This window comes from Pseudomonas emilianonis, from assembly GCF_023072625.1.
Lineage (GTDB): Bacteria > Pseudomonadota > Gammaproteobacteria > Pseudomonadales > Pseudomonadaceae > Aquipseudomonas > Aquipseudomonas paraveronii.
Window position 1 is genome coordinate 1 of sequence record NZ_JAKNRV010000058.1, and the last position, 21,200, is coordinate 21,200.

At 61.3% G+C, this 21,200-nt stretch carries 19 protein-coding genes, 2 pseudogenes and 1 riboswitch; of the genes and pseudogenes, 8 read left to right on the plus strand and 13 right to left on the minus strand.

Annotated features, from left to right (window positions below; translation table 11 throughout):
* The 7 genes and pseudogenes from L9Z73_RS09045 to ahcY all read right to left on the minus strand — a co-directional run.
* Positions 1–487 (minus strand): annotated as a pseudogene (locus L9Z73_RS09045) (hypothetical protein); the annotation flags it as partial.
* Entirely contained in the window at positions 459–1,049 is a 591-nt protein-coding gene (locus L9Z73_RS09050) for an outer membrane lipoprotein carrier protein LolA (RefSeq protein WP_247398919.1), read from the minus strand. The gene L9Z73_RS09050 and the pseudogene L9Z73_RS09045, both read right to left, overlap by 29 nt.
* Positions 1,046–1,471, minus strand: a complete 426-nt coding sequence (locus L9Z73_RS09055; RefSeq protein WP_247398922.1) for an acyl-CoA thioesterase — start codon at positions 1,469–1,471, stop codon at positions 1,046–1,048. The genes L9Z73_RS09050 and L9Z73_RS09055 overlap by 4 nt, the downstream gene beginning before the upstream one ends.
* Before the next feature lie 19 nt (positions 1,472–1,490).
* A pseudogene (locus L9Z73_RS09060) lies at positions 1,491–2,417 on the minus strand (DEAD/DEAH box helicase); the annotation flags it as partial.
* Positions 2,418–2,639: 222 nt separating this feature from the next.
* The gene (locus L9Z73_RS09065; RefSeq protein ID WP_247398926.1) at positions 2,640–3,443 is read right to left on the minus strand and encodes a substrate-binding periplasmic protein; all 804 of its coding nucleotides are present in this window, start codon (positions 3,441–3,443) and stop codon (positions 2,640–2,642) included.
* Between the two features lie 241 nt (positions 3,444–3,684).
* Complete coding sequence (metF, locus tag L9Z73_RS09070; RefSeq protein WP_247398928.1) at positions 3,685–4,530, minus strand: methylenetetrahydrofolate reductase [NAD(P)H]; 846 nt, start codon at positions 4,528–4,530, stop codon at positions 3,685–3,687.
* Positions 4,531–4,700: 170 nt separating this feature from the next.
* A complete protein-coding gene (gene ahcY / locus L9Z73_RS09075; RefSeq protein ID WP_247398931.1) occupies positions 4,701–6,110 on the minus strand; it encodes an adenosylhomocysteinase in 1,410 nt (469 codons plus the stop codon).
* A 21-nt stretch (positions 6,111–6,131) separates the two neighbouring features.
* A riboswitch (S-adenosyl-L-homocysteine riboswitch) is annotated at positions 6,132–6,238 on the minus strand.
* A gap of 198 nt (positions 6,239–6,436) precedes the next feature.
* Here ahcY and L9Z73_RS09080 point away from each other — a divergent pair.
* From L9Z73_RS09080 to L9Z73_RS09095, 4 genes are all read left to right on the plus strand, one after another.
* On the plus strand, positions 6,437–6,841 hold the full coding sequence (locus tag L9Z73_RS09080) for an acyl-CoA thioesterase (protein WP_282598561.1): 405 nt from the start codon (positions 6,437–6,439) through the stop codon (positions 6,839–6,841).
* A gap of 98 nt (positions 6,842–6,939) precedes the next feature.
* On the plus strand, positions 6,940–8,874 hold the full coding sequence (locus L9Z73_RS09085) for a patatin-like phospholipase family protein (protein ID WP_247398947.1): 1,935 nt from the start codon (positions 6,940–6,942) through the stop codon (positions 8,872–8,874).
* Between the two features lie 71 nt (positions 8,875–8,945).
* Positions 8,946–9,833, plus strand: a complete 888-nt coding sequence (locus L9Z73_RS09090) for a formate/nitrite transporter family protein (RefSeq protein ID WP_247398950.1) — start codon at positions 8,946–8,948, stop codon at positions 9,831–9,833.
* A 160-nt stretch (positions 9,834–9,993) separates the two neighbouring features.
* Positions 9,994–10,380, plus strand: coding sequence for an MAPEG family protein (locus L9Z73_RS09095; RefSeq protein ID WP_247398953.1), 387 nt, complete (start codon positions 9,994–9,996; stop codon positions 10,378–10,380).
* Between the two features lie 53 nt (positions 10,381–10,433).
* Here the strand turns inward: L9Z73_RS09095 and mltA are convergent, their stop codons facing one another.
* Positions 10,434–11,618 carry a murein transglycosylase A gene (gene mltA, locus L9Z73_RS09100; protein WP_247398957.1) on the minus strand — a complete coding sequence of 395 codons (1,185 nt, stop codon included), beginning with the start codon at positions 11,616–11,618 and terminating at the stop codon, positions 10,434–10,436.
* A gap of 130 nt (positions 11,619–11,748) precedes the next feature.
* Between mltA and L9Z73_RS09105 the strand changes: the two genes are divergently transcribed.
* The gene (locus L9Z73_RS09105) at positions 11,749–12,198 is read left to right on the plus strand and encodes a c-type cytochrome (RefSeq protein WP_247398960.1); all 450 of its coding nucleotides are present in this window, start codon (positions 11,749–11,751) and stop codon (positions 12,196–12,198) included.
* 5 nt (positions 12,199–12,203) lie between these two features.
* Here the strand turns inward: L9Z73_RS09105 and L9Z73_RS09110 are convergent, their stop codons facing one another.
* From L9Z73_RS09110 to L9Z73_RS09130, 5 genes are all read right to left on the minus strand, one after another.
* Entirely contained in the window at positions 12,204–12,599 is a 396-nt protein-coding gene (locus tag L9Z73_RS09110) for a DUF1090 domain-containing protein (RefSeq protein ID WP_247398963.1), read from the minus strand.
* 39 nt (positions 12,600–12,638) lie between these two features.
* Entirely contained in the window at positions 12,639–14,300 is a 1,662-nt protein-coding gene (gene ligB, locus L9Z73_RS09115; RefSeq protein WP_247398966.1) for an NAD-dependent DNA ligase LigB, read from the minus strand.
* A 99-nt stretch (positions 14,301–14,399) separates the two neighbouring features.
* Positions 14,400–14,750, minus strand: a complete 351-nt coding sequence (locus L9Z73_RS09120; protein ID WP_247398968.1) for a DUF1090 family protein — start codon at positions 14,748–14,750, stop codon at positions 14,400–14,402.
* Positions 14,751–14,969: 219 nt separating this feature from the next.
* Positions 14,970–16,160 carry a methionine adenosyltransferase gene (gene metK / locus L9Z73_RS09125; protein ID WP_247398970.1) on the minus strand — a complete coding sequence of 397 codons (1,191 nt, stop codon included), beginning with the start codon at positions 16,158–16,160 and terminating at the stop codon, positions 14,970–14,972.
* A gap of 19 nt (positions 16,161–16,179) precedes the next feature.
* Positions 16,180–17,175: an ArsR/SmtB family transcription factor gene (locus L9Z73_RS09130; RefSeq protein WP_247398972.1), complete on the minus strand. Its 996-nt coding sequence runs from the start codon at positions 17,173–17,175 to the stop codon at positions 16,180–16,182.
* 259 nt (positions 17,176–17,434) lie between these two features.
* Between L9Z73_RS09130 and tkt the strand changes: the two genes are divergently transcribed.
* The 3 genes from tkt to pgk all read left to right on the plus strand — a co-directional run.
* Positions 17,435–19,432, plus strand: a complete 1,998-nt coding sequence (tkt, locus tag L9Z73_RS09135; protein WP_247398975.1) for a transketolase — start codon at positions 17,435–17,437, stop codon at positions 19,430–19,432.
* 142 nt (positions 19,433–19,574) lie between these two features.
* A complete protein-coding gene (epd, locus tag L9Z73_RS09140) occupies positions 19,575–20,630 on the plus strand; it encodes an erythrose-4-phosphate dehydrogenase (protein WP_247398977.1) in 1,056 nt (351 codons plus the stop codon).
* Positions 20,631–20,657: 27 nt separating this feature from the next.
* Positions 20,658–21,200 (plus strand): phosphoglycerate kinase (gene pgk / locus L9Z73_RS09145; RefSeq protein ID WP_247398980.1); only part of this gene is annotated, 543 nt, incomplete at its 3' end.

Sequence of the window (21,200 nt, forward strand, 5' to 3'; positions counted from 1 at the left end):
CGTCCTGGCTCGGCACCAGGCTGAACCCGGTGAACGGGTCGAACAGCGCTTGCACGCGCTGCTGGATGAACGCATCGGGGTGGTCGATCAGTTGCTCGCGGTCCTTGGCCGCGAGCATCGACAGGCGGCCGCGCAACAATTGCTCGCGCAGCGCCGGCAGGTCGGCTTGCAGGTTCCACTGGACCTTTTCAAACAGGCCGCTGGCTTGCCAGCGCTCACCCAATTGCTCGGCTACGTTGACCGCTTGCTGGCGGTCGGCGTGCCCCACCAGGACCAGCATTTCGCGGTTCAGCGGTTCCTGCATGCGCTGTTCGGCTTGCAGTTCGAGGGCGTCCGGCGTGCTACCCGGCACCAGTTCCATCAGGTTGGCCGACAACGGCGCGCCATGGCGCCATTGCCAGCCGGCCAGCGCCAGCACGGCCACCAGCAGGATCAGGAACAGGCGCGGCAATAAACGCTCACTGGGCAAAGTCGTGTTGCTCCGCATCGCTCAGGGGAAGGTCGGCGCTGCTGTCCTGCATGCGCAGCACGGTGCTGTCGCCCTGGGTTTCCAGCAGTTCGATGGTGTGTACCAGCGTGCCGCCGTCGATATTGATCTGATTGAACACTTGCTTGAGCAGCAGCGAGCGCGGGGTCAGCGTCAGCTTCCACTGCTCGGCTTCACCCTGTAGTTGCAGGTCGAAGTCACGCTGCAAGCCGCTGCTGTCGCCCTGGAGCACGGCGAGGAACAGGCGGTTCTGCTCGGCCCCGGCGCTCTTGTTCGGCAGCGTTTGCCAGCCATTGGCATCCCGCCGCGCAATGCCTTGGGCGCTGATGCGGTAATCCTGTTGCAGAGGGGTTTTGAGCAGCCACAGCAGGCCGTGGTCCTTGGCCAGGACGAAGGTGCCTTTGCTGACCAAGGGTTGCGGCAGGGCGCGCAGGTGTTTTTCCTGGATGAAGCTGCCGTGGATCACGCTGGGTTTGGCCAACTGGTCGCTGAGTTGCTGCAGGTCGAAGGCCTGGGCGCTGACACTCAGCAGCAAACTTGCTAACAGGAGGAACATTCTCATGCCAAGGCCCTCTCGACCGCGTCGGTGAAGACTGTGGGGGACGCCAGTTGCATCTCGCGGCTGGCGATGTCCACCGCCACTTGCACCGTGCTGGCGCGGGTCAGGCGTTCGCCGCTGGTGCGGTCGGTGATCAGGTAGTTGACCTTCAAACGGTTCTCCCATTCCACCAGGCTGGCGCGCACGTTGATCGTCTGGCCGAAGGTGGCGCCGCGCACATAGCGCAGTTGCAGGTCGATCACCGGCCAGGCGTAGCCGGATTCGAGCATCGCCGTGTAGTTGTGGCCGATCTTGTCGAGCAGGGCGCAGCGGGCGATTTCCAGGTACTTCACGTAGTGCCCGTGCCAGACCACGTTCATGGTGTCGATGTCGAAAAACGGCACGAGGATTTCAGTGTCGCAATGCAGCACGCCTTGACTACGCATGCAGCCTCCAGTGTTGCTCGGCGATATCGGTGGCCACCATGATGCGTACTTCACCGGCCTTGAAGTCGGCCAGCGCTTTGGTGCGCGCGTTCTGGCTCTTGTTGCCGTGGATGGCGACGGCGGTGAGGCCGTGCTTGTCCAGGTACTCGGCCAGGCGGTTGGCGCCGTGCTTGGTGCGGGTGAACACCAGCACCTGTTCCCAGGCACCGGCGGTGATCAGGTGCGCCAGCAGCGAACGTTTGTGGCTGGCGGCCAGGCGGAACACGCGTTGCTCGATACGCTCGACCGTGGTGTTCGGCGGCGTGACTTCGATGCGTTCCGGATTGTGCAGCAACTTGCCGGCCAGAGCCGTGATGTCGTTGGAGAACGTTGCCGAGAACAGCAGGTTCTGACGTTTGGCCGGCAGGCGGGCGAGGACCTTTTTCACGTCATGGACAAAGCCCATGTCGAGCATGCGGTCGGCTTCGTCCAGCACGAGGATTTCCACGTGGGACAAATCGACGCTGCCTTGGCCGCACAGGTCGAGCAAACGACCCGGGCAGGCGACGAGGACGTCAACGCCACGGGACATGGCCTGAACCTGTGGGTTCATGCCGACGCCGCCGAAGATGCAGGCGCTGACGAACTTCAGGTCGCGGGCATACAGCTTGAAGCTGTCATGCACTTGGGCGGCGAGTTCGCGGGTTGGGGTCAGGACCAGTACGCGCGGTTGGCGCGGGCCATGACGCTGGGACTTGTCCGGGTGACCATTGGGGAACAACCGCTCCAGAATCGGGAGGGCGAAGCCGCCGGTTTTACCAGTACCTGTCTGAGCCGCAACCATCAGGTCGCGACCTTGCAACACGGCGGGAATGGCCCGCTGTTGCACCGGAGTAGGCTCGGTATAGCCCGCTGCCTCGATGGCGCGGACTAAAGCCTCGGAGAGACCGAGGGAAGCAAAGGACATGAGTAATCCTGTTCTAGTTAGGGCTTGGCCCAAAGGGATAATCTTGCCGGGCGTGAATGGCGCTTAGGGGAGCGCAATCCCGTCCGGTCCTGCTGCGTCTGGCGGGCACTCCACCGGCTCGCGCGGGCTTGAAAGCTGCGCAGTAGCGGGGTTGGGTGCCTTTTTCAAGACCTCAGCGGCCGGGCGTAAGCCTGGCGGGAAGGCCGGAGTATAACAGAGCAATCACGGCGCGCTGCTTTCCTGCTGCTCAACGGTGCGTTCAGGCAGTGTAATCGGCTCGGCTGCGGTTTGAATACCACCATATTTGGCGCTCAAGGCGGTGTAGGCCGGCTCGTGCTTGAAGCGCTTGAGTTCAGCGGCAAAGCGCTGCACCAGCAGGTCCATGCCTGCGCCCCGGCGCACCGCGAGGAACTGCTGCTGGCGGCTGATCACGATGGGCGCCTGGCTGACCTTGCCTTCCAGGCCCAATGCCTTGATCACATGCTGAGCGACCCTGCGGTCAGTCACCAGCAGATCGATGCGGCCAAGCATCAATTTGCCGAAGTTCGCTTCATGAGTCGGCGCCGGCTCGCGATGGAACAGGCTGGATTCGCTGAATTGCGCGCCATACAGGTAGCCCGGCGAGGTGCCGACGGTCAGGTTGCGCAGCTCTTCGAGGGTTTGGGCCGGGTGGGGCCGCTCATTGGCGTAGAACAGCACGAACTCCACCTCCGACAGCGGTTCGCTGGGGTACAACAGCAGGGCATCGCGCTCATGGCTGTGGAAAATATCCAGCGCGCCGTCGGCGTGGCCTTGTTCGAGCATGTTCAGGCAGCGTTTCCATGGCAGGAATTGCCATTCCACATCGACGCCCAGGCGCTGGAACACGATCACCGTGGTTTCATAGTCCAGCCCGCGCATGGTGCCGTTGTCGTCGTACACATAGGGCGCCCACGGCTCGGTGACAATGCGCAACTTCTCGCCGTAAGCGGCCAGGCTCAGGCAAGTGAAAAATGTCGCGGTCAACAGCTTGAGAATCACGGGCATGGCCTGAGGTTACGACGCTCCTGGGTTAAAGAGAAGCTCTGGCACGGTGATTCCCGCATCTTGGAAACCTTATCGTCGTAGTAACTGCCGAGCGCCAGCGGGGCTGCGCCAGGGATGACGACGTTCCTGATTCTGCCGCGCCTTTTTGTCGCCACACTGTGACGCGGTGTGAAATTGCGTGGGCATGTAAAACGACAAAGGCCCTCGTAGAGACGAGGGCCTTGGCACCGCCGGACAAGCGTTAGCGTGGCAGCTTCAGGTTGTTCCAGATGGCAAGGCTAGGTTCAGCCTGGTTCAGGGTATAGAAGTGCAACCCTGGCGCACCACCTTGCAACAATTGTTCGCACATCTCACTGATAACCTGTTCGCCGAACGCCTGGATGCTTTTGACGTCGTCGCCATAGGCTTCCAGTTGTTTACGCACCCAGCGTGGGATCTCCGCACCGCAGGCGTCGGAGAAACGCGCCAGCTTGCTGTAGTTGGTGATCGGCATGATGCCTGGCACGATCGGGATGTTCACACCCAAGGCCCGTACACGCTCGACGAAGTAGAAGTAGCTGTCGGCGTTGAAGAAATATTGGGTGATTGCACTGTCAGCGCCGGCGTTGGCCTTGCGCACGAAGTTCTGTAAATCGTCTTCGAAGTTGCGCGCCTGTGGGTGCATCTCCGGGTAAGCGGCCACTTCGATGTGGAAGTGATCGCCGCTTTCTTCGCGGATGAAACTCACCAGGTCGTTGGCGTAGCGCAGCTCACCGCTGGCGATGCCCATGCCGGATGGCAAGTCACCGCGCAGGGCGACGATGCGCTTGATCCCGGCGGCCTTGTATTGGGTCAGCAGGGCGCGCAGGTCGGCCTTGCTGTCGCCCACGCACGACAAGTGCGGCGCGGCGGGAATTTTGATTTCGCTTTCCAGCTGCAACACGGTGTTGATCGTGCGGTCACGGGTCGAACCGCCGGCGCCGTAAGTGCAGGAGAAGAAGTCGGGGTGGTAGCTGGCCAACTGCTTGGCAGTCGCCATCAGTTTTTCATGCCCAGCATCGGTCTTGGTCGGGAAGAACTCGAAGCTGTAGCGACGGTCTTGGGACATGGTAATACCCTTGGAAACTCAGAATACCGGAAGGCGTGCACCGATTAATGTGGGAGCGGGCTTGCTCGCGATGGGGGCGGCTCGGTGCTGCAGGTGTACCGAGTCGATGCCATCTCGAGCAAGCCCGCGTCCACAAAAAGCCCCCTTCAGAAGAGGGGGCAACAGGCATATCAGTAGCGGTAAGCGTGCGGCTTGAACGGACCTTCGACGGTCACGCCGATGTAGTCGGCCTGGGTCTTGGTCAGTTGAGTCACCACGCCGCCGAAGCCGCGGACCATTTCCAGGGCCACTTCTTCGTCGAGTTTCTTCGGCAGCACTTCCACGGTCAGGCGCTCGGCTTTCTGGGCTGGCGACAGGTCGGCGTATTTCTGGCCGAACAGGAAGATCTGCGCCAGTACCTGGTTGGCGAACGAGCCATCCATGATGCGGCTTGGGTGGCCAGTGGCGTTACCCAGGTTCACCAGGCGGCCTTCGGCCAGCAGGATCAGGTAGTCGTCGTTCTGTGGGTCGAAATCGCCCGAGCCGGTACGGTGAACCTTGTGGACCTGTGGCTTCACTTCTTCCCATGCCCAGTTCTTGCGCATGAAAGCGGTGTCGATTTCGTTGTCGAAGTGACCAATGTTGCATACCACGGCGCGCTTTTTCAGGGCCTTGAGCATGTTGGCATCGCAGACATTCACGTTACCGGTGGTGGTCACGATCAGGTCGATCTTGCCCAGCAGGGCCTTGTCGATGCTTGCTTCGCTGCCGTTGTTGATGCCATCGATGAACGGCGAAACCACTTCGAAACCGTCCATGCAGGCTTGCATGGCGCAGATCGGGTCAACTTCGGAGACCTTGACGATCATGCCTTCCTGGCGCAGGGACTGGGACGAACCCTTGCCCACGTCACCGTAGCCGATCACCAGGGCTTGCTTGCCCGACAGCAGGTGGTCGGTGCCGCGCTTGATGGCATCGTTCAGGCTGTGACGGCAGCCGTACTTGTTGTCGTTCTTGCTCTTGGTCACCGAGTCGTTGACGTTGATGGCCGGGATTTTCAGCTCGCCCTTGGCCAGCATGTCCAGCAGGCGGTGTACGCCGGTGGTGGTTTCTTCGGTCACGCCGTGGACGCGGTCGAGGATCTGCGGGTACTTCTTGTGCAGCAACTCGGTCAGGTCGCCGCCGTCGTCGAGGATCATGTTGGCATCCCAAGGCGCGCCATCTTTCAGGATGGTTTGCTCCAGGCACCACTCGTACTCTGCTTCGGTCTCGCCTTTCCAGGCGAATACCGCGATACCGGCGGCAGCGATGGCGGCGGCAGCCTGGTCTTGCGTCGAGAAGATGTTGCAGGACGACCAACGCACTTCGGCACCCAGGGCAACCAGGGTTTCGATCAGCACGGCAGTCTGGATGGTCATGTGGATGCAGCCAAGAATCTTCGCGCCCTTGAGCGGTTGCTCAGCGGCGTACTTGCTGCGCAGGCCCATCAGGGCAGGCATTTCGGATTCGGCGATAAAGGTTTCGCGACGGCCCCAGGCAGCGAGGGACATGTCGGCGACTTTGTAGTCGTTGAAATCTGCAGGCGTAATTACAGCGCTCATGAAGAGCCTCCATTCGTAGTGTGCGAATGGGCGCCGTTGTGCGTTTAGTATCAGGCCAGGGTAACCAGGCCGGACAACGCCCCATCCGAGCCTGACAGGTTGAACCTGCTGCAGCGCCCCTCGGACAGGTGGCGGGAGAACGGTATCAACTGAAGATGACCGTTTTGAAGCGGGGGCGATTATAGCTGTGTACGCGGCACTTCCCAAGCCTTTCTGTCGGCGGGATGAAGATCTCGCATGGGGTTGATAGGCAATAGCGCATAGAGCTTGAGCCCGGGCTCTGCCATTATGTTGCCCATCATTCGGCAAGACGTTTTGGAGTGACCATGAACTTCCACACCCGCAAATGGGTAAAACCTGAAGACCTCAACCCCAACGGCACCCTGTTCGGTGGCAGCCTGCTGCGCTGGATCGACGAGGAAGCGGCCATTTACGCGATTGTTCAATTGGGCAACCAGCGGGTGGTGACCAAGTACATCTCCGAAATCAACTTCGTCAGCGCCTCGCGCCAGGGCGACATCATCGAGCTGGGTATCACCGCCACCGATTTCGGCCGCACCTCCATCACCCTGACCTGTGAAGTGCGCAACAAGATCACCCGCAAAAGCATCCTCACTGTGGAAAAAATGGTCTTCGTCAACCTCGGCGAAGACGGTTTGCCCGCGCCGCACGGCCGGACCGAGATCAAGTACGTGAAGGACCAGTTCAAGGAAGACAACCTCCCTGCGTAACCGCTCGCCGGTTTGATTGCTTTACCAAATCATTCCAGGTGGATCTTTCCCAGACGTTCTCATCACTCAGGACTACATTCTGTATCGAGAGCCTGTGTATGAAAGTGTCCTCCAATCCGGCTGCCCATCAGGTGCAGCCGCCTTCGCTTCAGTCATCGCAATCCTCCCTCAGCCAAGGCGTCAACACACCCTTGGTTGAGGGGGTGGGGCCGCGCAAGCTGAGCCTTTCGCGCCACAGTAATGGCCAGGTGGACGTGGTGGTGTCGCCGCCACCGCCCAGCCATCTGGTGCTCAGTGGCGGGGTAGCCAAAGGCATTGCCTATCCGGGAATGGTGCGGGCGCTTGAGGACAGCGGGAAGCTGCGAGGTATCCAGGTTGTTTCCGGCTCATCCGCCGGCGCGATGTCTGCAACGTTGCTCGCCAGTGGCATGAACGCCGAGGTCTTCGGCAAGCTATCGAACAGCATCGACCTGCCGAGCCTGTTGAATAGCAACGACCCGTTGACGGCCTGGCTGCAAGAGGCCAGTACTCGTATTGGCAAACTCATCGGGCGCTTGCCAGTGCCCGCAGGCAATATCGCCCAATTGCTGCTGACGTTGATGCCGCGCCTGCAAACCGAGGCGTATCCCCTGGAAGAATTGCTGCGCAACGAGTCACGCCAGTCGATCCTCGCCCATATCGCCGCCACGCCAAGGGCCACCCGGCCAGGCGCAGTCATGAAAATTGCTGACCGGCTCAGCGCCGGCGACGCGCCGACTTTTCGCGATCTTGAGGCGTTGAGCCGACATATCCCGGCGATCAAGCCACTCAATATCACCGGCACAGGTATGTTCGACGGCCGCCCGCAATTGGTGGCGTTTAACGCCAGCTTGACCCCAGACATGGACATCGCCCGCGCCGCGCACATTTCGGCGTCATTGCCGGTGCTTTTCAAGCGCCCGACCGAGCAGGGGCATGCCTTTCAGGAAACCGCCGAAGCCACTGCGTTTCAGGACGGTGGCCTGCTGCTCAACACGCCGGCTCCAGGGGTGATCGAGCGCTCGTTTGCAGAAAGCCCGCTAAGCCAGCACGAGTCTCTGATCGTCAAATTTGAAGCCGAAGACGCTGCAACGCCGAAAAAAAGCGGCGGTTTTTTCAGCGGTCTCGTCGATAAAGTGACGGGAACGTCCCATACGTCCGCCGAGGCCTATCAAGATGCACGGCTCAAGGCGTTTGCCGAGCAGACAGTGGTCCTGCCGCTGAAGACGGATAAGGGGGATTTTCGCGGCACGCTCAACGGCACCGTGAACTTCACCATGAGAGCGGAGCACAAGCAGCATCTGCAGGCACAGGCGCGCAAAACCGTGGCGGCACACTTGGAACAACGCGACACGGTTCGCGAGCATCACTCGTTTGGCTCATTGGATGACGCTGTGCTGGCGATGGACGATGAGATGTTGGCCAGTGTGCAGGAAACCTTGCAGAAAGAGCCGGCTGCGGCGGCGGTATTGAGGTTCAGAAAGAGCGCGCAACAAGCATTGCAAGCCCTGGACAATGCCATTGCCAAGGTGAACCAGGGCCACGACCGCTTGATCTTCACACCTGAACTGTCTGCCGCACTGCGTAACCTGGATGTGCTCGTCAGCCGGCCTGAGCACGTCGAGTGGCTGGGGCGGCGCCTGAATGCAGCGGGGCAGCGCAATTTTCAGCAGTTGTTGCAGGTGGCGGCCAAGCAGGCTTCGGGCGCCTCGCCGATGTCCAAGGTCATGGCCAGTGCGGTCGCCGAAATGAAAAGGCGCGACCTCTCGGTAAAGGCCGAAAATTTCACCCGCGAGGTCATCTACCCATCGCTGTACCGACCCGGCCAGACAGGCGCCAACGTCGACCTGTTGCAACGCGCCGCAGGTGATTTGGCCAAGGCGACCAGCCCCGCAGAGTTCAATCGGGTGCTCGAAGACATCATTCAGCACTATGGTGCGCGCAACAAACCCTGGTCAAAACCGTTCCGCTCGACCACGGTGGAGATGGCCAAAGCCTGGCGCATACCGGTTTAGTTGCCACACCACTGAACAGCCGTTGCTCCAGCCTGTCGTAGCTACAGGCACCTCTTGGACTCTGGAACATCATGGCGACGAACGACGACGGCAAAACCCCCAACCTGTCGCAGGAAGAACAGCACGACGTCGACAAGAACCAGCCGCCTCGCGCGGCTGTACTGCATGAAATCATCCGCACCCAGGGCGATCAGGAGCTGGAGCGCACGGTGGCGGCATTGTGGTGGTCGGCGCTGGCGGCGGGCCTGACTATGGGCCTGTCACTGATGGGCATGGGCCTGCTCAACTCGCGCCTGCCGGACGGTGAAGGGTTCAAAGTCATCGCCAGCTTCGGCTATTGCGCGGGCTTTTTGGCGGTGATTCTCGCACGCCAGCAGTTATTCACTGAAAACACCCTGACCGCGGTGCTGCCGGTGATGAGCAAACCGACCCTGAACAACGCCGGGCGCCTGTTGCGGCTGTGGACGGTGGTGCTGGTGGGTAACCTGTGCGGCACCTTGCTGGTGGCCTATGTGATGCTGCACTTGCCGATCTTCGATACCAAGACCGACCTGGCCTTCCTTGAAATTGGACGCAAAGTCATGGAAAACGACCCCGGTCAGATGTTCGCCAAGGGCATCGTTTCCGGCTGGATGATCGCCACCATGGTGTGGATGATCCCGTCGATGGAAAGCGCCAAGATCTGGATCATCATCCTGATCACCTACCTGATGGCGCTGGGGGATTTCACCCACATCGTGGTCGGTTCGGCGGAAGTGTCTTACCTGGTATTTGCCGGCGAATTACCGTGGAAGGATTTCTGGCTGATATTCGCCGGGCCGACCCTGGCCGGCAATATCATTGGCGGGAGCTGTATCTTTGCGCTGATCAGCCACGCGCAGATCCGCAGCGAAAGCAGCCTGCCGGGCAAGGCTACAGCGGACCCGAGGCATCCGCAGCGGATCAATAAGGATCAGTGAACGGATGCGCTACCGGCGCCGACCGGGGTGTGCGTGTTGATGAGCTACGCTTTGGTGCTTTGGGTCATGCCGTTGGGCTCATCGCCTGTGGATGCGGGCTGACCAGCATGTTCGTGATAAAACGCTAGCCGTCTTGATAAAACCAAAAAAGGAATGAGTGATGACTGTCGCTTTCTGGTGTGTATTGATCGCAATCTTTCTGCCCTACCTGTGTATAGGTGTGGCCAAATTCAGCGGCGGCAAGTTCGGGCCACGGCAGAACCATGACCCGCGTGCCTTCCTCGATACCTTGGAAGGCTTCGCCAAACGTGCCCACAGCGCGCAGCTCAACAGCTTTGAAGTGACCCCGGCGTTTGCTGCCGCTGTGATCATCGCGCACCTGGCTGGCAACGCCGAACTGGTCACGATCAATGTCCTCGCGGTGTTGTTTATCACTAGTCGCCTGCTGTACATCATCTGTTACCTGGCGGACTGGGCCATCCTGCGCTCGCTGGTGTGGGCGGTAGGCATGGCGCTGATTGCGAGTTTCTTCTTCGTCTCGATCTAACGCCTGCCGCCGTGTGGGAGCCGGTTTGCTCCCACATTGTCGATCAGCGTCGGTCAGGTGCCGGCTGGGGCATCCGGCACCTGGGGTAATGCGGCGCCCTTGGGCCACAACATCCAGATCTGCCCCTGCTGCTTCATATTCCCTGCCAGTTCACCTGCTGCTTCCCCTGTGCCCCAGAACAAGTCCGCGCGCACTTCGCCGGTGATTGCGCCGCCGGTATCCTGCGCGGCCACGGGGCGCACGATCGGTGTGCCATCCGGGCGTGTGGTCGACAGCCACAACAGGCTGCCCAGCGGAATCACCTTGCGATCCACCGCTACGCTGTAGCCGGCGGTCAGCGGCACGTTCAGCGAGCCGCGCGGGCCTTCGTTGCTGTCGGGGCGGGCGCTGAAGAACACGTAGCTGGGGTTGCTCGCCAGCAATTCCGGAATGCGCTGCGGATGCGCCTTGGCCCAGGCGCTGATGGCGCCCATGGTCACGTCTTCTTTCTTCAACTCGCCTTGTTCCACCAGCCAGCGGCCGATAGGGCGGTAGGGGTAGCCGTTCTGGTCGCCGTAGCCGATGCGCAGTTGGCGCCCGCCAGCCAGTTGAATTCGGCCCGAACCCTGGATCTGCAGGAATTGCAGGTCCATCGGGTCGGTCAGCCAGGCGATCGGCTTGGCGGTGGAACCTTGGCCGTTGATCGTGCTGGCGTCGTCATAAGGCTTGAGCACACGACCTTCCAGGCGGCCGCGCAGGCGCTTGCCCTTGAGCTCCGGGTAGATGCTTTCGAGGTTGACGATGATCAGGTCGTCCGGCACACCGTACACCGGCACATGGGCGGTAGGGGTTTCGGTCAGGCTGCCGGGGTAGACCGGCTCGTAGTAGCCGGTGATCAGACCGTTCGGTGTGTTGTCGGCCGAACGCAGGCCGAATACGTCCAGGCGCTCCTTGAGAAAACCGCGAACCGCCACGGCATCCCCTGGCACTGCAGTTGCCGCCGCGCAGGTCGCGCCCCACACCGGGTCGGCCTTGAGGCGTTGGCAGGCGCTGCGCCAGGATTCAAACCCGGCCAGCAGTTCGCTATCGGACACCGCCGGCAGCGCTTCCCATGGAGCGCTCACATAGGTGGCCACCGCATGGGGTTTGATAGTTTCATCTTTGTGCGCATCCTTGCCCACATCGCAGCCGGCCAGCACTGCGATCATCGGTAGAGCCCACGCCAGACGGCGGCTCCAGGGTTTCAAAGCGATATTCATACAAGCAATTCCTGAAGCGATTGCCCGCTCGCCGACGCGTTTGGGCAACCCTTATCGTTAATAGGGCTATTGGTCTTTACGGGTGGGGCGAGGATACTGGCCGCCGTTTTCCCGTGACCTCGAAGCCACCATGACTTTTAAAAAACTGACTGTTGTACTGCTCGCCTGCCTGGCGCTGTCTGCTTGTGGCGGCGTTGATCCGAATTCGCCCCTGGGCCAGCGCAAGGCGATCTTCAAGCAAATGCTCAAGACCGGCGAAGACCTGGGTGGCATGTTGCGTGGACGCATCCCGTTCGACGGCGCGAAGTTCGCCGAAGGCGCGGTCAAGCTCGATGCGTTGTCCCATGAACCGTGGAAGCATTTCCCGAGCGTGCGTGAGGAAGACCACACCAGCGCCAAGGACGACGTCTGGCAAAAACAGGCGCAATTCCAGCAACTGGCCCGCGACCTTGAAGCGGCCACCGGTGAATTGGTGATCGCAAGTCAGGTGCAGCCCTACAAGGCCAGTAACCTTACGCCTGCGGTGCAGAAAGTCGAAGATGCCTGCAGCGCCTGCCATAAGCAGTTCCGGGACCACTGACCGGGTTACTGGTCGAGTTCTTCCACCGCGTCCTGCAGTGCTTTGCGCGACTCGGCCAGTTTGTCCTTACGTTTGTTGATCTTGTCCGCGTCGCCTTTTTTCATCGCCTTGTCGAGGTCGGCCTGACGGCGGCTGACGTCGTGCTTGGCGTCGAGTACCTTGTTTTCGCGCTCCTTTTTCAAGGCGGCGTCGGTGCAGTTGGCCGTGACTTCACTTAGGGCTTTTTCCAGGCCGGCCTGTTGTGCGCTGTTGCCATGGGCCTTGGCCTGTTCGATCTGGGTGATGATGGCCTGGCGCTTGGCGGCGCAGCCGGTCAGTGGGGTTGCTTCTTCGGCTGCCAGCAGCGGCGTCGCCATGAAACATGCGACGGTCAGCAGGGCAAAAGGGGCTAAAAATTTCATAGGGAGCTCCAAAGTCGCAATCTAGTGGCCGGGTCAGGTTCAAAACCCGTCAATCCCAGCCACGCGTAGTGTCTCAGCCAACGCCTGGATCTGCGGGTCGCGAAAAAAAGCGCTCAGTTGCGCCGCGCGTCCCGGGCCGATGCCATCCAGGGCCAGCCAGGCTTGGGTGTCCTTGGCAACCAGCGCCTGCCAGTCGCCTTCCAGGTTATTGCGTGCTGCGGGCGGCACGCCCAGGGCTTTGAGCCATTGAGCAAAAGGCCGTTGCCGTGCGCTGCGAATACTGTCGAGCACCCGCGCACGGCTGCGATCGCCGAAGCCTTCAATGTTAGCAAGCTCTGCCGCATCCAGGGTCAACCAATCGAGGAAGCCTGCGATTAGACCGGCCTGGATCAATACGTTCCACGTCTCCCGGCCCATATGCGGCAGGCCCAGGCCCTGGTTGCCGCTCAACCAGGTCAGGCGGGCCAGCAACTGTTCTTCACAGCCAGGGTCCAGTTGCCAGCAACTCAGGGCGTGAAAGTCCCGGGCACTGGGGACTTGGATGTCCACTCTTGTCTCGTTGCGCAGGATCACCTCGTCCAATCGCGGAATGACCTGGCCGGCGAGACTGATGGAAACCTGGTCGCCGGGGCGGATATCCATTGTTTTCCAGCGTTGCAGGGAGCCGGTGCTGACGCGGCTGATCTGCCTGTCGTCCAGCCGCACCGGTTCGAGTTCCAGGACCGGCGTGATGCGCCCGGTGCGGCCGATGTTGAACTGCACCTTGCGTACCAGCGCCAGGGCCTTGGCTGCTGGATATTTCCAGGCGACCGCCCAGTAAGGCGTGCTGACCTGCCAGCGCTTGGCGGGTGCGCGGGTGGCCTGGTGCAGCACGACGCCATCACTGGCAAAAGGCAGTGGATGGTTGTACCAGTAGGTGCGCCAGCGGGCGGCGTCGGCGATGTCCTGAATGGGCCGGCTGTAGCGTTGGCTGTCGGTGAAACCCCAGCCAGCCAGGGTGGCCAGGCGCTCGGTAAAGTCTGCCGGGCCATCGGGCCAGGCCCAGACAAACAGACCGATCCCGGCCGCCTCGGCGTCGTTCAATTGTCGACGGTTCATCAGGCCGGCCACCTTGCTGCGCGCATTGAGCCCGCCCAGGGTCGATTGCACGTGGTCGTCGAGACGCCAGTAAAGCTCACCTTGCAGCACAAGGTCGATGGGCTCCGGCAGTTGCTGGACGATGCCGGGGATTTTTTTCGCGGAGGCAGACCAATCCTGGCCGAGCAGGCCGTCGCCCCGGCTGATTACTTGGCGCAAGCGCCCCTGGCGGTAGACCAGGGTCACGGCGACACCATCGACCTTGGGCTGAATCCAGACGTCTTGGCGAGCCCGGAGCCATTCGCCGACGGCGTGTTCGTCGAGCAATTTTTCCAGGCCCGTATGGGCCACCGGGTGCGGCGAGGTGCCTCGTGAGCTGGCCAACGGCTTGTCAGCCAGCGCAGCCGGTTGGGGAAAGCACCGGTGCCAGTGAGCCAGGCGTTGGCGGGCCTGGTCGTAGAGTTCATCGCTGATGGGCGAATGGCCGAGCCGGTGGTAGTTGTCATCCCAGAGACTGATTTGCCGGGCCAGCGGGCCGATCTGCGCGCGCGCATCATCGGGGCACTCTTCAGCCCTGGCCAGCCCGGTTAGAACACTGAGTAAAAGAACAATCAGCAGGCGCATCGGGAGCATCCTTGCTCGGTAAGGGGCGTTCAGCCTAAGGGATCTTCGCGCCCACAAAAAAGCCCCGACAGGTCGGGGCTTTTTACCGGGTGTTTCTGCTTACTTGAACAGACTACCCAAGGCTTTCACGGCATCGTTGTTTTCTGTCTTGGCCTGCTGCTTTTGCTGCTTGGCATCAACGTTGGCCTGGGACTCGGCGAGTTTGTTACAGCCTTTGTTGACCTGCTCCAGCGCGGCTTCGAAGGCCTTCACTTTCAAGGTGTCGTTTTTGGCATTGGCCGCATCGATCTTGGTTTGCAGGTCTTTGGCTTGCTGTTGGCAGTCGCCGGAGTTACCGCCACCGAGTTGGGAGCTCAGTGCGCCACTCAGTGCGCCCAGGTCGGCGGCATTTACCGGCAGGGCGAACAGGCTGAGCAGCAGGGCGGTAGGGGCAAGCGTGGAAATGCGCATGAAAACCTCAATGTTCGATTGCCTGCGCGTTGATGAGTCCCGGGCTGGCGCAGTGCAATATCCAGAATTAGGTGGAGGGCCCGGGAGGGCGCGGATTCTAGTGGGCCATTATTTGGCCTGCAAGGTTTGGATCCAAAAAATCTGAAGAACGACGCGAATCACGCGGCAATAAAAAGCCCCGCCGGGCGAACCCGGCAGGGCTTTGGCTACCGCAAGCGATTACAGGCCGGCAGCGATACGCAGGTCGTCGGCGCGGTCGGTTTTTTCCCAGGTGAAGGTGGTGAAGGTGTCGTCGCCGACTGTCTTCTGTGCCGGGGTACGGCCGAAGTGGCCGTAGGCCGCGGTTTCCTGGTACATCGGGTGCAGCAGGTCGAGCATGGTGGTGATTGCGTAAGGGCGCAGGTCGAAGATCTCACGCACCAGCTTGACGATCTTGTCATCGCTGATCTTGCCGGTGCCGAAGGTGTTCAGCGAGATCGACGTAGGCTGGGCCACGCCGATGGCGTAGGACACCTGAATCTCGCAACGCTCGGCCAGGCCGGCGGCGACGATGTTCTTGGCCACGTAACGACCGGCGTAGGCCGCCGAACGGTCAACCTTGGATGGATCTTTACCGGAGAACGCGCCGCCGCCGTGACGGGCCATGCCGCCGTAGCTGTCGACGATGATCTTGCGCCCGGTCAGGCCGCAGTCGCCCACCGGGCCACCAATGATGAACTGGCCGGTTGGGTTGATGTGGAATTGGGTGTCCTTGCTCAGCAGTTCAGCCGGCAGCACGTGCTTGACGATCAGCTCCATCACGCCTTCGCGCAGGTCGGCGTAGGAAACGTCCGGGTTGTGCTGGGTCGACAGCACGACAGCATCGATGCCGACCACTTTGCCGCCTTCATAACGGCAGGTTACTTGGGACTTGGCGTCCGGCCGCAGCCACGGCAGCAGGCCGGATTTACGCGCTTCGGCCTGACGCTTTACCAACTGGTGCGAGAAGGTGATTGGGGCTGGCATCAGCACGTCGGTTTCGTTGCTGGCATAGCCGAACATCAGGCCCTGGTCGCCGGCGCCCTGGTCTTCTGGCTTGGCGCGGTCGACACCTTGGTTGATGTCTGGGGACTGCTTGCCGATGATGTTCATCACGCCGCAGGTGGCGCCGTCAAAGCCGACGTTGGAGCTGTTGTAGCCGATGTTGGTGATCACCTCACGGACGATATGCTCCAGGTCGACCCAGGCCGAGGTGGTGACTTCGCCGGCGATGATCGCCACGCCCGTTTTCACCAGAGTCTCGCACGCCACACGGGCGAACTTGTCTTCAGCAATGATGGCGTCCAGCACCGCATCAGAAATCTGGTCGGCGATTTTGTCCGGATGCCCTTCAGACACGGACTCGGAGGTGAAAAGGGAGTATTCGCTCATCTCGATGTTTTCCTGATATTTACCGATGGTGAGTGTCGCCAGCCGGTCGCTGAAAATGGCGGACCTGGATCTGGAAACCATTACGTAAACCTACATAGAGGCTTTCCCCGGGAACGAGTCCCGCAGCGGTGGCCCAACGGGCCAGATCGTCCTGTTCAAAACCCAACCAGAGATCACCGCAGGCCTCCCTGGCCCAATTCTGGTTGTGGCTGCATAAATCTGTAACCAGCAGGCTACCGCCGGGTTGCAGCAAATTCGCCATCTGCTTGAGGGCGTCGGCGGGGGCCGCGAAATGGTGCAGGACCATGTTCAGCACCACGCAATCGGCCCGCAGGCTGGTGTCATTCAGGGCGTCGGCCAACTGCAGGCTGACGTTGCCCAGGGCCTCGCGCTCGCACAACTGGCGCGCCAGTTCGAGCATCGCGGGGCTGTTGTCCAGCGCCGTGACCTGTTGAAAGCGGCGCGCCAGTTCCGGCAAAAAGCCGCCATCCCCAGGCCCGACTTCCAGGGCGGTCGCTTCATGACTGAAGCTCAGCTTGTCCAGCAGCGCCAGTACACTTTCGCGATATTGGGGCAAGCCGGCGATCAGGTCCTGCTGGGCGCGAAACTTTTCGGCAACCCGTGAGAAAAAGTCCTGGCTGGCCGCTGCGCGCTGCCCGTGCACCTGGCCGATGCGCGACTGCACGTCGCCGGGCAGGCTCAAGTTGTCCACTTCTTCCAGCAGCGCGCTGTGCAGCTTGCCGCCGAGCAACTCGGTATGGGGCAGGGCGCGGCGGTAAAAAATTGCATTGCCTTCGCGACGGGTGGCCACCAGGTCGGCCTGGGCCAGGACCTTCAAGTGATGGCTCATGCCCGACTGGCCAATGGCGAAGATCTGCGCCAGTTCCAGCACGCCGAAGGAATCGTTGGCCAGCACCCGCAGTACGTTCAGGCGCAACGGGTCGCCAGCGGCCTTGCATAAGGCAGCCAGTTCATCGCCATCGTCGGGACGCAGGGAGGGCACGGGTAGGTTCATAAGGCCAGCAGTCTAGTGATGGGTGGAAATCATCGCAAGGTCAATATCAAAAAGTTTTGATATTGCTCGATAAGTGGCGGTTATAAGCGAGCGCTATCCCTCTTAGACGAAGGGGCGGCCGAGTTCTGCAGGCGATTGCCGCGCAAACCACAGGAAAAACACCCTCAAGTGACTATCTGTCATTGCCCGCAGGCGGTGGCTGAGGGAAAATGCCGGTCCTTTTTTCCGTTTCTTTTATTCAACCCTCAGGAGAACAGCGATGCCCAGCCGTCGTGAGCGTGCCAACGCCATTCGTGCCCTCAGCATGGATGCCGTGCAAAAAGCCAACAGCGGCCATCCCGGTGCCCCGATGGGCATGGCGGATATCGCCGAGGTCCTTTGGCGTGACTACCTGAAACACAACCCGAGCAACCCATCGTTCGCCGACCGTGACCGCTTCGTGCTGTCCAACGGCCATGGCTCGATGCTGATCTACTCGCTGCTGCACCTGACCGGCTACGATCTCACCATCGACGACCTGAAAAACTTCCGCCAGTTGCACAGCCGCACCCCGGGTCACCCGGAATTCGGCTACACCCCAGGCGTCGAGACCACCACCGGTCCCCTGGGCCAAGGCCTGGCCAACGCCGTCGGTTTCGCGCTGGCTGAAAAAGTCCTGGGCGCGCAGTTCAACCGCCCCGGCCACGACATCGTCGACCACCACACCTACGTATTCCTGGGTGATGGCTGCATGATGGAAGGCATTTCCCACGAGGTCGCCTCCCTGGCCGGCACCCTGGGCCTGGGCAAGCTGATTGCCTTCTACGACGACAACGGCATCTCCATCGACGGCGAAGTCGAAGGCTGGTTCACCGACGACACCCCTAAGCGTTTCGAAGCCTACAACTGGCAAGTGATCCGCAACGTCGACGGCCACGACCCGGAAGAAATCAAGACCGCCATCGACACCGCCCGCAAGAGCGAGCAGCCGACCCTGATCTGCTGCAAGACCACCATCGGTTTCGGTTCGCCGAACAAGCAAGGTAAAGAAGACTGCCACGGCGCCCCACTGGGTGACGCGGAAATCGCCCTGACCCGTGAAGCGCTGAAGTGGAACTACGGCCCGTTCGAAATCCCGGCCGACATCTACGCCGAATGGGATGCCAAGGAACAAGGTCTGGCCACCGAAGCCGAGTGGGACCAGCGTTTCGCCGCCTACTCCGCCGAATTCCCGGAGCTTGCCAATGAGCTGGTACGTCGCCTCGCCGGTGACCTGCCTGCCGACTTCTCGGAAAAAGCCTCGGCCTACATCGCCGAAGTCGCGGCCAAGGGCGAGACCATCGCCAGCCGTAAAGCCAGCCAGAACACCCTGAACGCCTTTGGCCCGCTGCTGCCTGAGTTCCTCGGCGGTTCGGCCGACCTGGCCGGTTCCAACCTGACCCTGTGGAAAGGTTGCAAAGGTGTCTCCGCCGAAGACGCCAGCGGCAACTACATGTACTACGGCGTGCGCGAATTCGGCATGAGCGCCATCATGAACGGCGTGTCCCTGCACGGCGGCCTGGTGCCTTACGGCGCGACCTTCCTGATGTTCATGGAATACGCGCGCAACGCCGTGCGCATGGCCGCGCTGATGAAGAAACGCGTGATCCACGTGTACACCCACGACTCCATCGGCCTGGGCGAAGACGGCCCGACCCACCAGCCGGTCGAGCAACTGACCAGCCTGCGCACCACGCCGAACCTCGATTGCTGGCGCCCAGCCGACGCGGTCGAATCCGCCGTGGCCTGGAAACACGCGATCGAGCGCAAGGACGGCCCTTCGGCGCTGATCTTCTCGCGTCAGAACCTGCAACATCAGGTGCGCACCGACGCGCAGATCGCCGACATCAGCCGCGGTGGCTACGTGCTCAAGGACTGCATCGGCGAGCCGGAGCTGATCCTGATCTCCACCGGTTCCGAAGTCGGCCTGACCGTTCAGGCCTACGACAAACTGACTGCCCAAGGCCATAACGTGCGCGTGGTCTCCATGCCATGCACCAGCGTGTTTGAAGCTCAGGACGCTGACTACAAGCAATCGGTATTGCCGTTGCAGGTCAGCGCGCGTATCGCCATCGAAGCGGCCCACGCCGACTACTGGTACAAGTACGTGGGCCTGGAAGGCCGCGTGATCGGCATGACCACCTACGGTGAGTCGGCGCCGGCGCCAGCCTTGTTCGAAGAGTTCGGTTTCACCCTGGAAAACATTCTGGGTCAGGCTGAAGAGTTGCTGGAAGACTAAGGCTGTCAATTGCGGTGGCTGTACTGACGCTTTCGCGAGCAAGCCCGCTCCCACATTTGGAATGCATTTCAAATGTGGGAGCGGGCTTGCTCGCGAAGGCGGTGGCACATTCATCCTGTTACCCAAGGTAATCGAGAACCCCATGTCCCAACCGCGTCCCTACAAAGTTGCACTCAACGGCTACGGCCGCATTGGTCGTTGCGTCTTGCGTGCTCTGTTCGAGCGAGGGCCGGCGGCCGGGTTTGAGATTGTTGCGATCAACGATTTGGCCGACATGGCCAGCATCGAATACCTGACACGCTTTGACTCCACCCACGGCCGGTTCCCCGGCGAAGTGCGGGTCGACGGCGATTGTCTGCATATCAATGGCGACTGCGTGAAAGTGTTGCGCAGTGCCACCCCCGAGGGCATCGACTGGGCGGCGCTGGGCGTCGACCTGGTGTTGGAATGCTCCGGTGCCTATAACACCCGTGCCGACGGCCAGCGTTTTCTCGACGCCGGCGCACCCCGCGTGCTGTTTTCCCAGCCGATGGCCAGCGAGGCGGATGTCGACGCCACCATCGTCTACGGCATCAACCAGGATTGCCTGACCGGCGATGAGCGGCTGGTGTCCAACGCCTCCTGCACCACCAACTGCAGCGTGCCGCTGTTGCGCCTGCTGGATCAGGCGATCGGCGTGGACTACGTGTCGATTACCACCATCCACTCGGCCATGAACGACCAGCCGGTGATCGACGCTTATCACCACGAAGACCTGCGCCGCACGCGTTCGGCGTTTCAGTCGGTGATTCCGGTGTCCACTGGTCTGGCGCGAGGCATCGAACGACTGTTGCCGGAACTTGCCGGGAGAATTCAGGCCAAAGCCGTGCGGGTGCCGACGGTGAACGTGTCCTGTCTGGACATCACCATGCAAACCGTCAGCGACACCGATGCCGTGGAGGTCAACCGGATTCTGCGCGACGCCGCCGCCAGCGGCCCGCTCAAAGGCTTGTTGGCCTACACTGAATTGCCTCACGCCAGTTGTGATTTCAACCACGACCCGCATTCGGCGATTGTCGATGCCAGCCAGACCCGCGTTTCCGGCCCGAGGCTGGTGAACATCCTGGCCTGGTTCGACAACGAATGGGGGTTTGCCAACCGAATGCTGGACGTCGCAGAGCACTATCTGCAAATCGCCTCCCCAAAATCCGCTCTCTAATTCAAAGACTCTCAGGAATTGCCACCCATGACCGTGTTGAAGATGACCGACCTCGATCTGCAAGGTAAACGCGTACTGATTCGCGAAGACCTCAACGTCCCAGTCAAGGACGGTGTTGTCACCAGCGATGCGCGAATCCTGGCCTCGCTGCCGACCATCAAGCTGGCCCTGGAAAAAGGTGCGGCGGTGATGGTCTGCTCCCACCTGGGTCGTCCGACCGAAGGTGAGTTCTCGGCTGAAAACAGCCTCAAGCCTGTGGCCGATTACCTGAGCAAGGCCCTGGGCCGCGACGTGCCGCTGGTAGCTGACTACCTGGGCGGCGTCGACGTGAAGGCCGGCGACATCGTGCTGTTCGAAAACGTGCGCTTCAACAAGGGCGAGAAAAAGAACAGTGACGAACTGGCCCAGCAATACGCCGCCCTGTGCGACGTGTTCGTGATGGACGCTTTCGGCACCGCTCACCGTGCCGAAGGCTCGACCCACGGCGTGGCCAAGTTCGCCAAGGTCGCGGCTGCTGGCCCGTTGCTGGCTGCCGAGTTGGACGCACTGGGCAAGGCCCTGGGTGCGCCG

What these genes read in the sequence shown, in the direction of transcription:
- L9Z73_RS09050 (WP_247398919.1), bottom strand. Translation starts at nt 1,049, where the DNA reads ATGAGAATGTTCCTCCTGTTAGCAAGTTTGCTGCTGAGTGTCAGCGCC.
- L9Z73_RS09055 (WP_247398922.1), bottom strand. Translation starts at nt 1,471, where the DNA reads ATGCGTAGTCAAGGCGTGCTGCATTGCGACACTGAAATCCTCGTGCCG.
- L9Z73_RS09065 (WP_247398926.1), bottom strand. Translation starts at nt 3,443, where the DNA reads ATGCCCGTGATTCTCAAGCTGTTGACCGCGACATTTTTCACTTGCCTG.
- metF (WP_247398928.1), bottom strand. Translation starts at nt 4,530, where the DNA reads ATGTCCCAAGACCGTCGCTACAGCTTCGAGTTCTTCCCGACCAAGACC.
- ahcY (WP_247398931.1), bottom strand. Translation starts at nt 6,110, where the DNA reads ATGAGCGCTGTAATTACGCCTGCAGATTTCAACGACTACAAAGTCGCC.
- L9Z73_RS09080 (WP_282598561.1), top strand. Translation starts at nt 6,437, where the DNA reads ATGAACTTCCACACCCGCAAATGGGTAAAACCTGAAGACCTCAACCCC.
- L9Z73_RS09085 (WP_247398947.1), top strand. Translation starts at nt 6,940, where the DNA reads ATGAAAGTGTCCTCCAATCCGGCTGCCCATCAGGTGCAGCCGCCTTCG.
- L9Z73_RS09090 (WP_247398950.1), top strand. Translation starts at nt 8,946, where the DNA reads ATGGCGACGAACGACGACGGCAAAACCCCCAACCTGTCGCAGGAAGAA.
- L9Z73_RS09095 (WP_247398953.1), top strand. Translation starts at nt 9,994, where the DNA reads ATGACTGTCGCTTTCTGGTGTGTATTGATCGCAATCTTTCTGCCCTAC.
- mltA (WP_247398957.1), bottom strand. Translation starts at nt 11,618, where the DNA reads ATGAATATCGCTTTGAAACCCTGGAGCCGCCGTCTGGCGTGGGCTCTA.
- L9Z73_RS09105 (WP_247398960.1), top strand. Translation starts at nt 11,749, where the DNA reads ATGACTTTTAAAAAACTGACTGTTGTACTGCTCGCCTGCCTGGCGCTG.
- L9Z73_RS09110 (WP_247398963.1), bottom strand. Translation starts at nt 12,599, where the DNA reads ATGAAATTTTTAGCCCCTTTTGCCCTGCTGACCGTCGCATGTTTCATG.
- ligB (WP_247398966.1), bottom strand. Translation starts at nt 14,300, where the DNA reads ATGCGCCTGCTGATTGTTCTTTTACTCAGTGTTCTAACCGGGCTGGCC.
- L9Z73_RS09120 (WP_247398968.1), bottom strand. Translation starts at nt 14,750, where the DNA reads ATGCGCATTTCCACGCTTGCCCCTACCGCCCTGCTGCTCAGCCTGTTC.
- metK (WP_247398970.1), bottom strand. Translation starts at nt 16,160, where the DNA reads ATGAGCGAATACTCCCTTTTCACCTCCGAGTCCGTGTCTGAAGGGCAT.
- L9Z73_RS09130 (WP_247398972.1), bottom strand. Translation starts at nt 17,175, where the DNA reads ATGAACCTACCCGTGCCCTCCCTGCGTCCCGACGATGGCGATGAACTG.
- tkt (WP_247398975.1), top strand. Translation starts at nt 17,435, where the DNA reads ATGCCCAGCCGTCGTGAGCGTGCCAACGCCATTCGTGCCCTCAGCATG.
- epd (WP_247398977.1), top strand. Translation starts at nt 19,575, where the DNA reads ATGTCCCAACCGCGTCCCTACAAAGTTGCACTCAACGGCTACGGCCGC.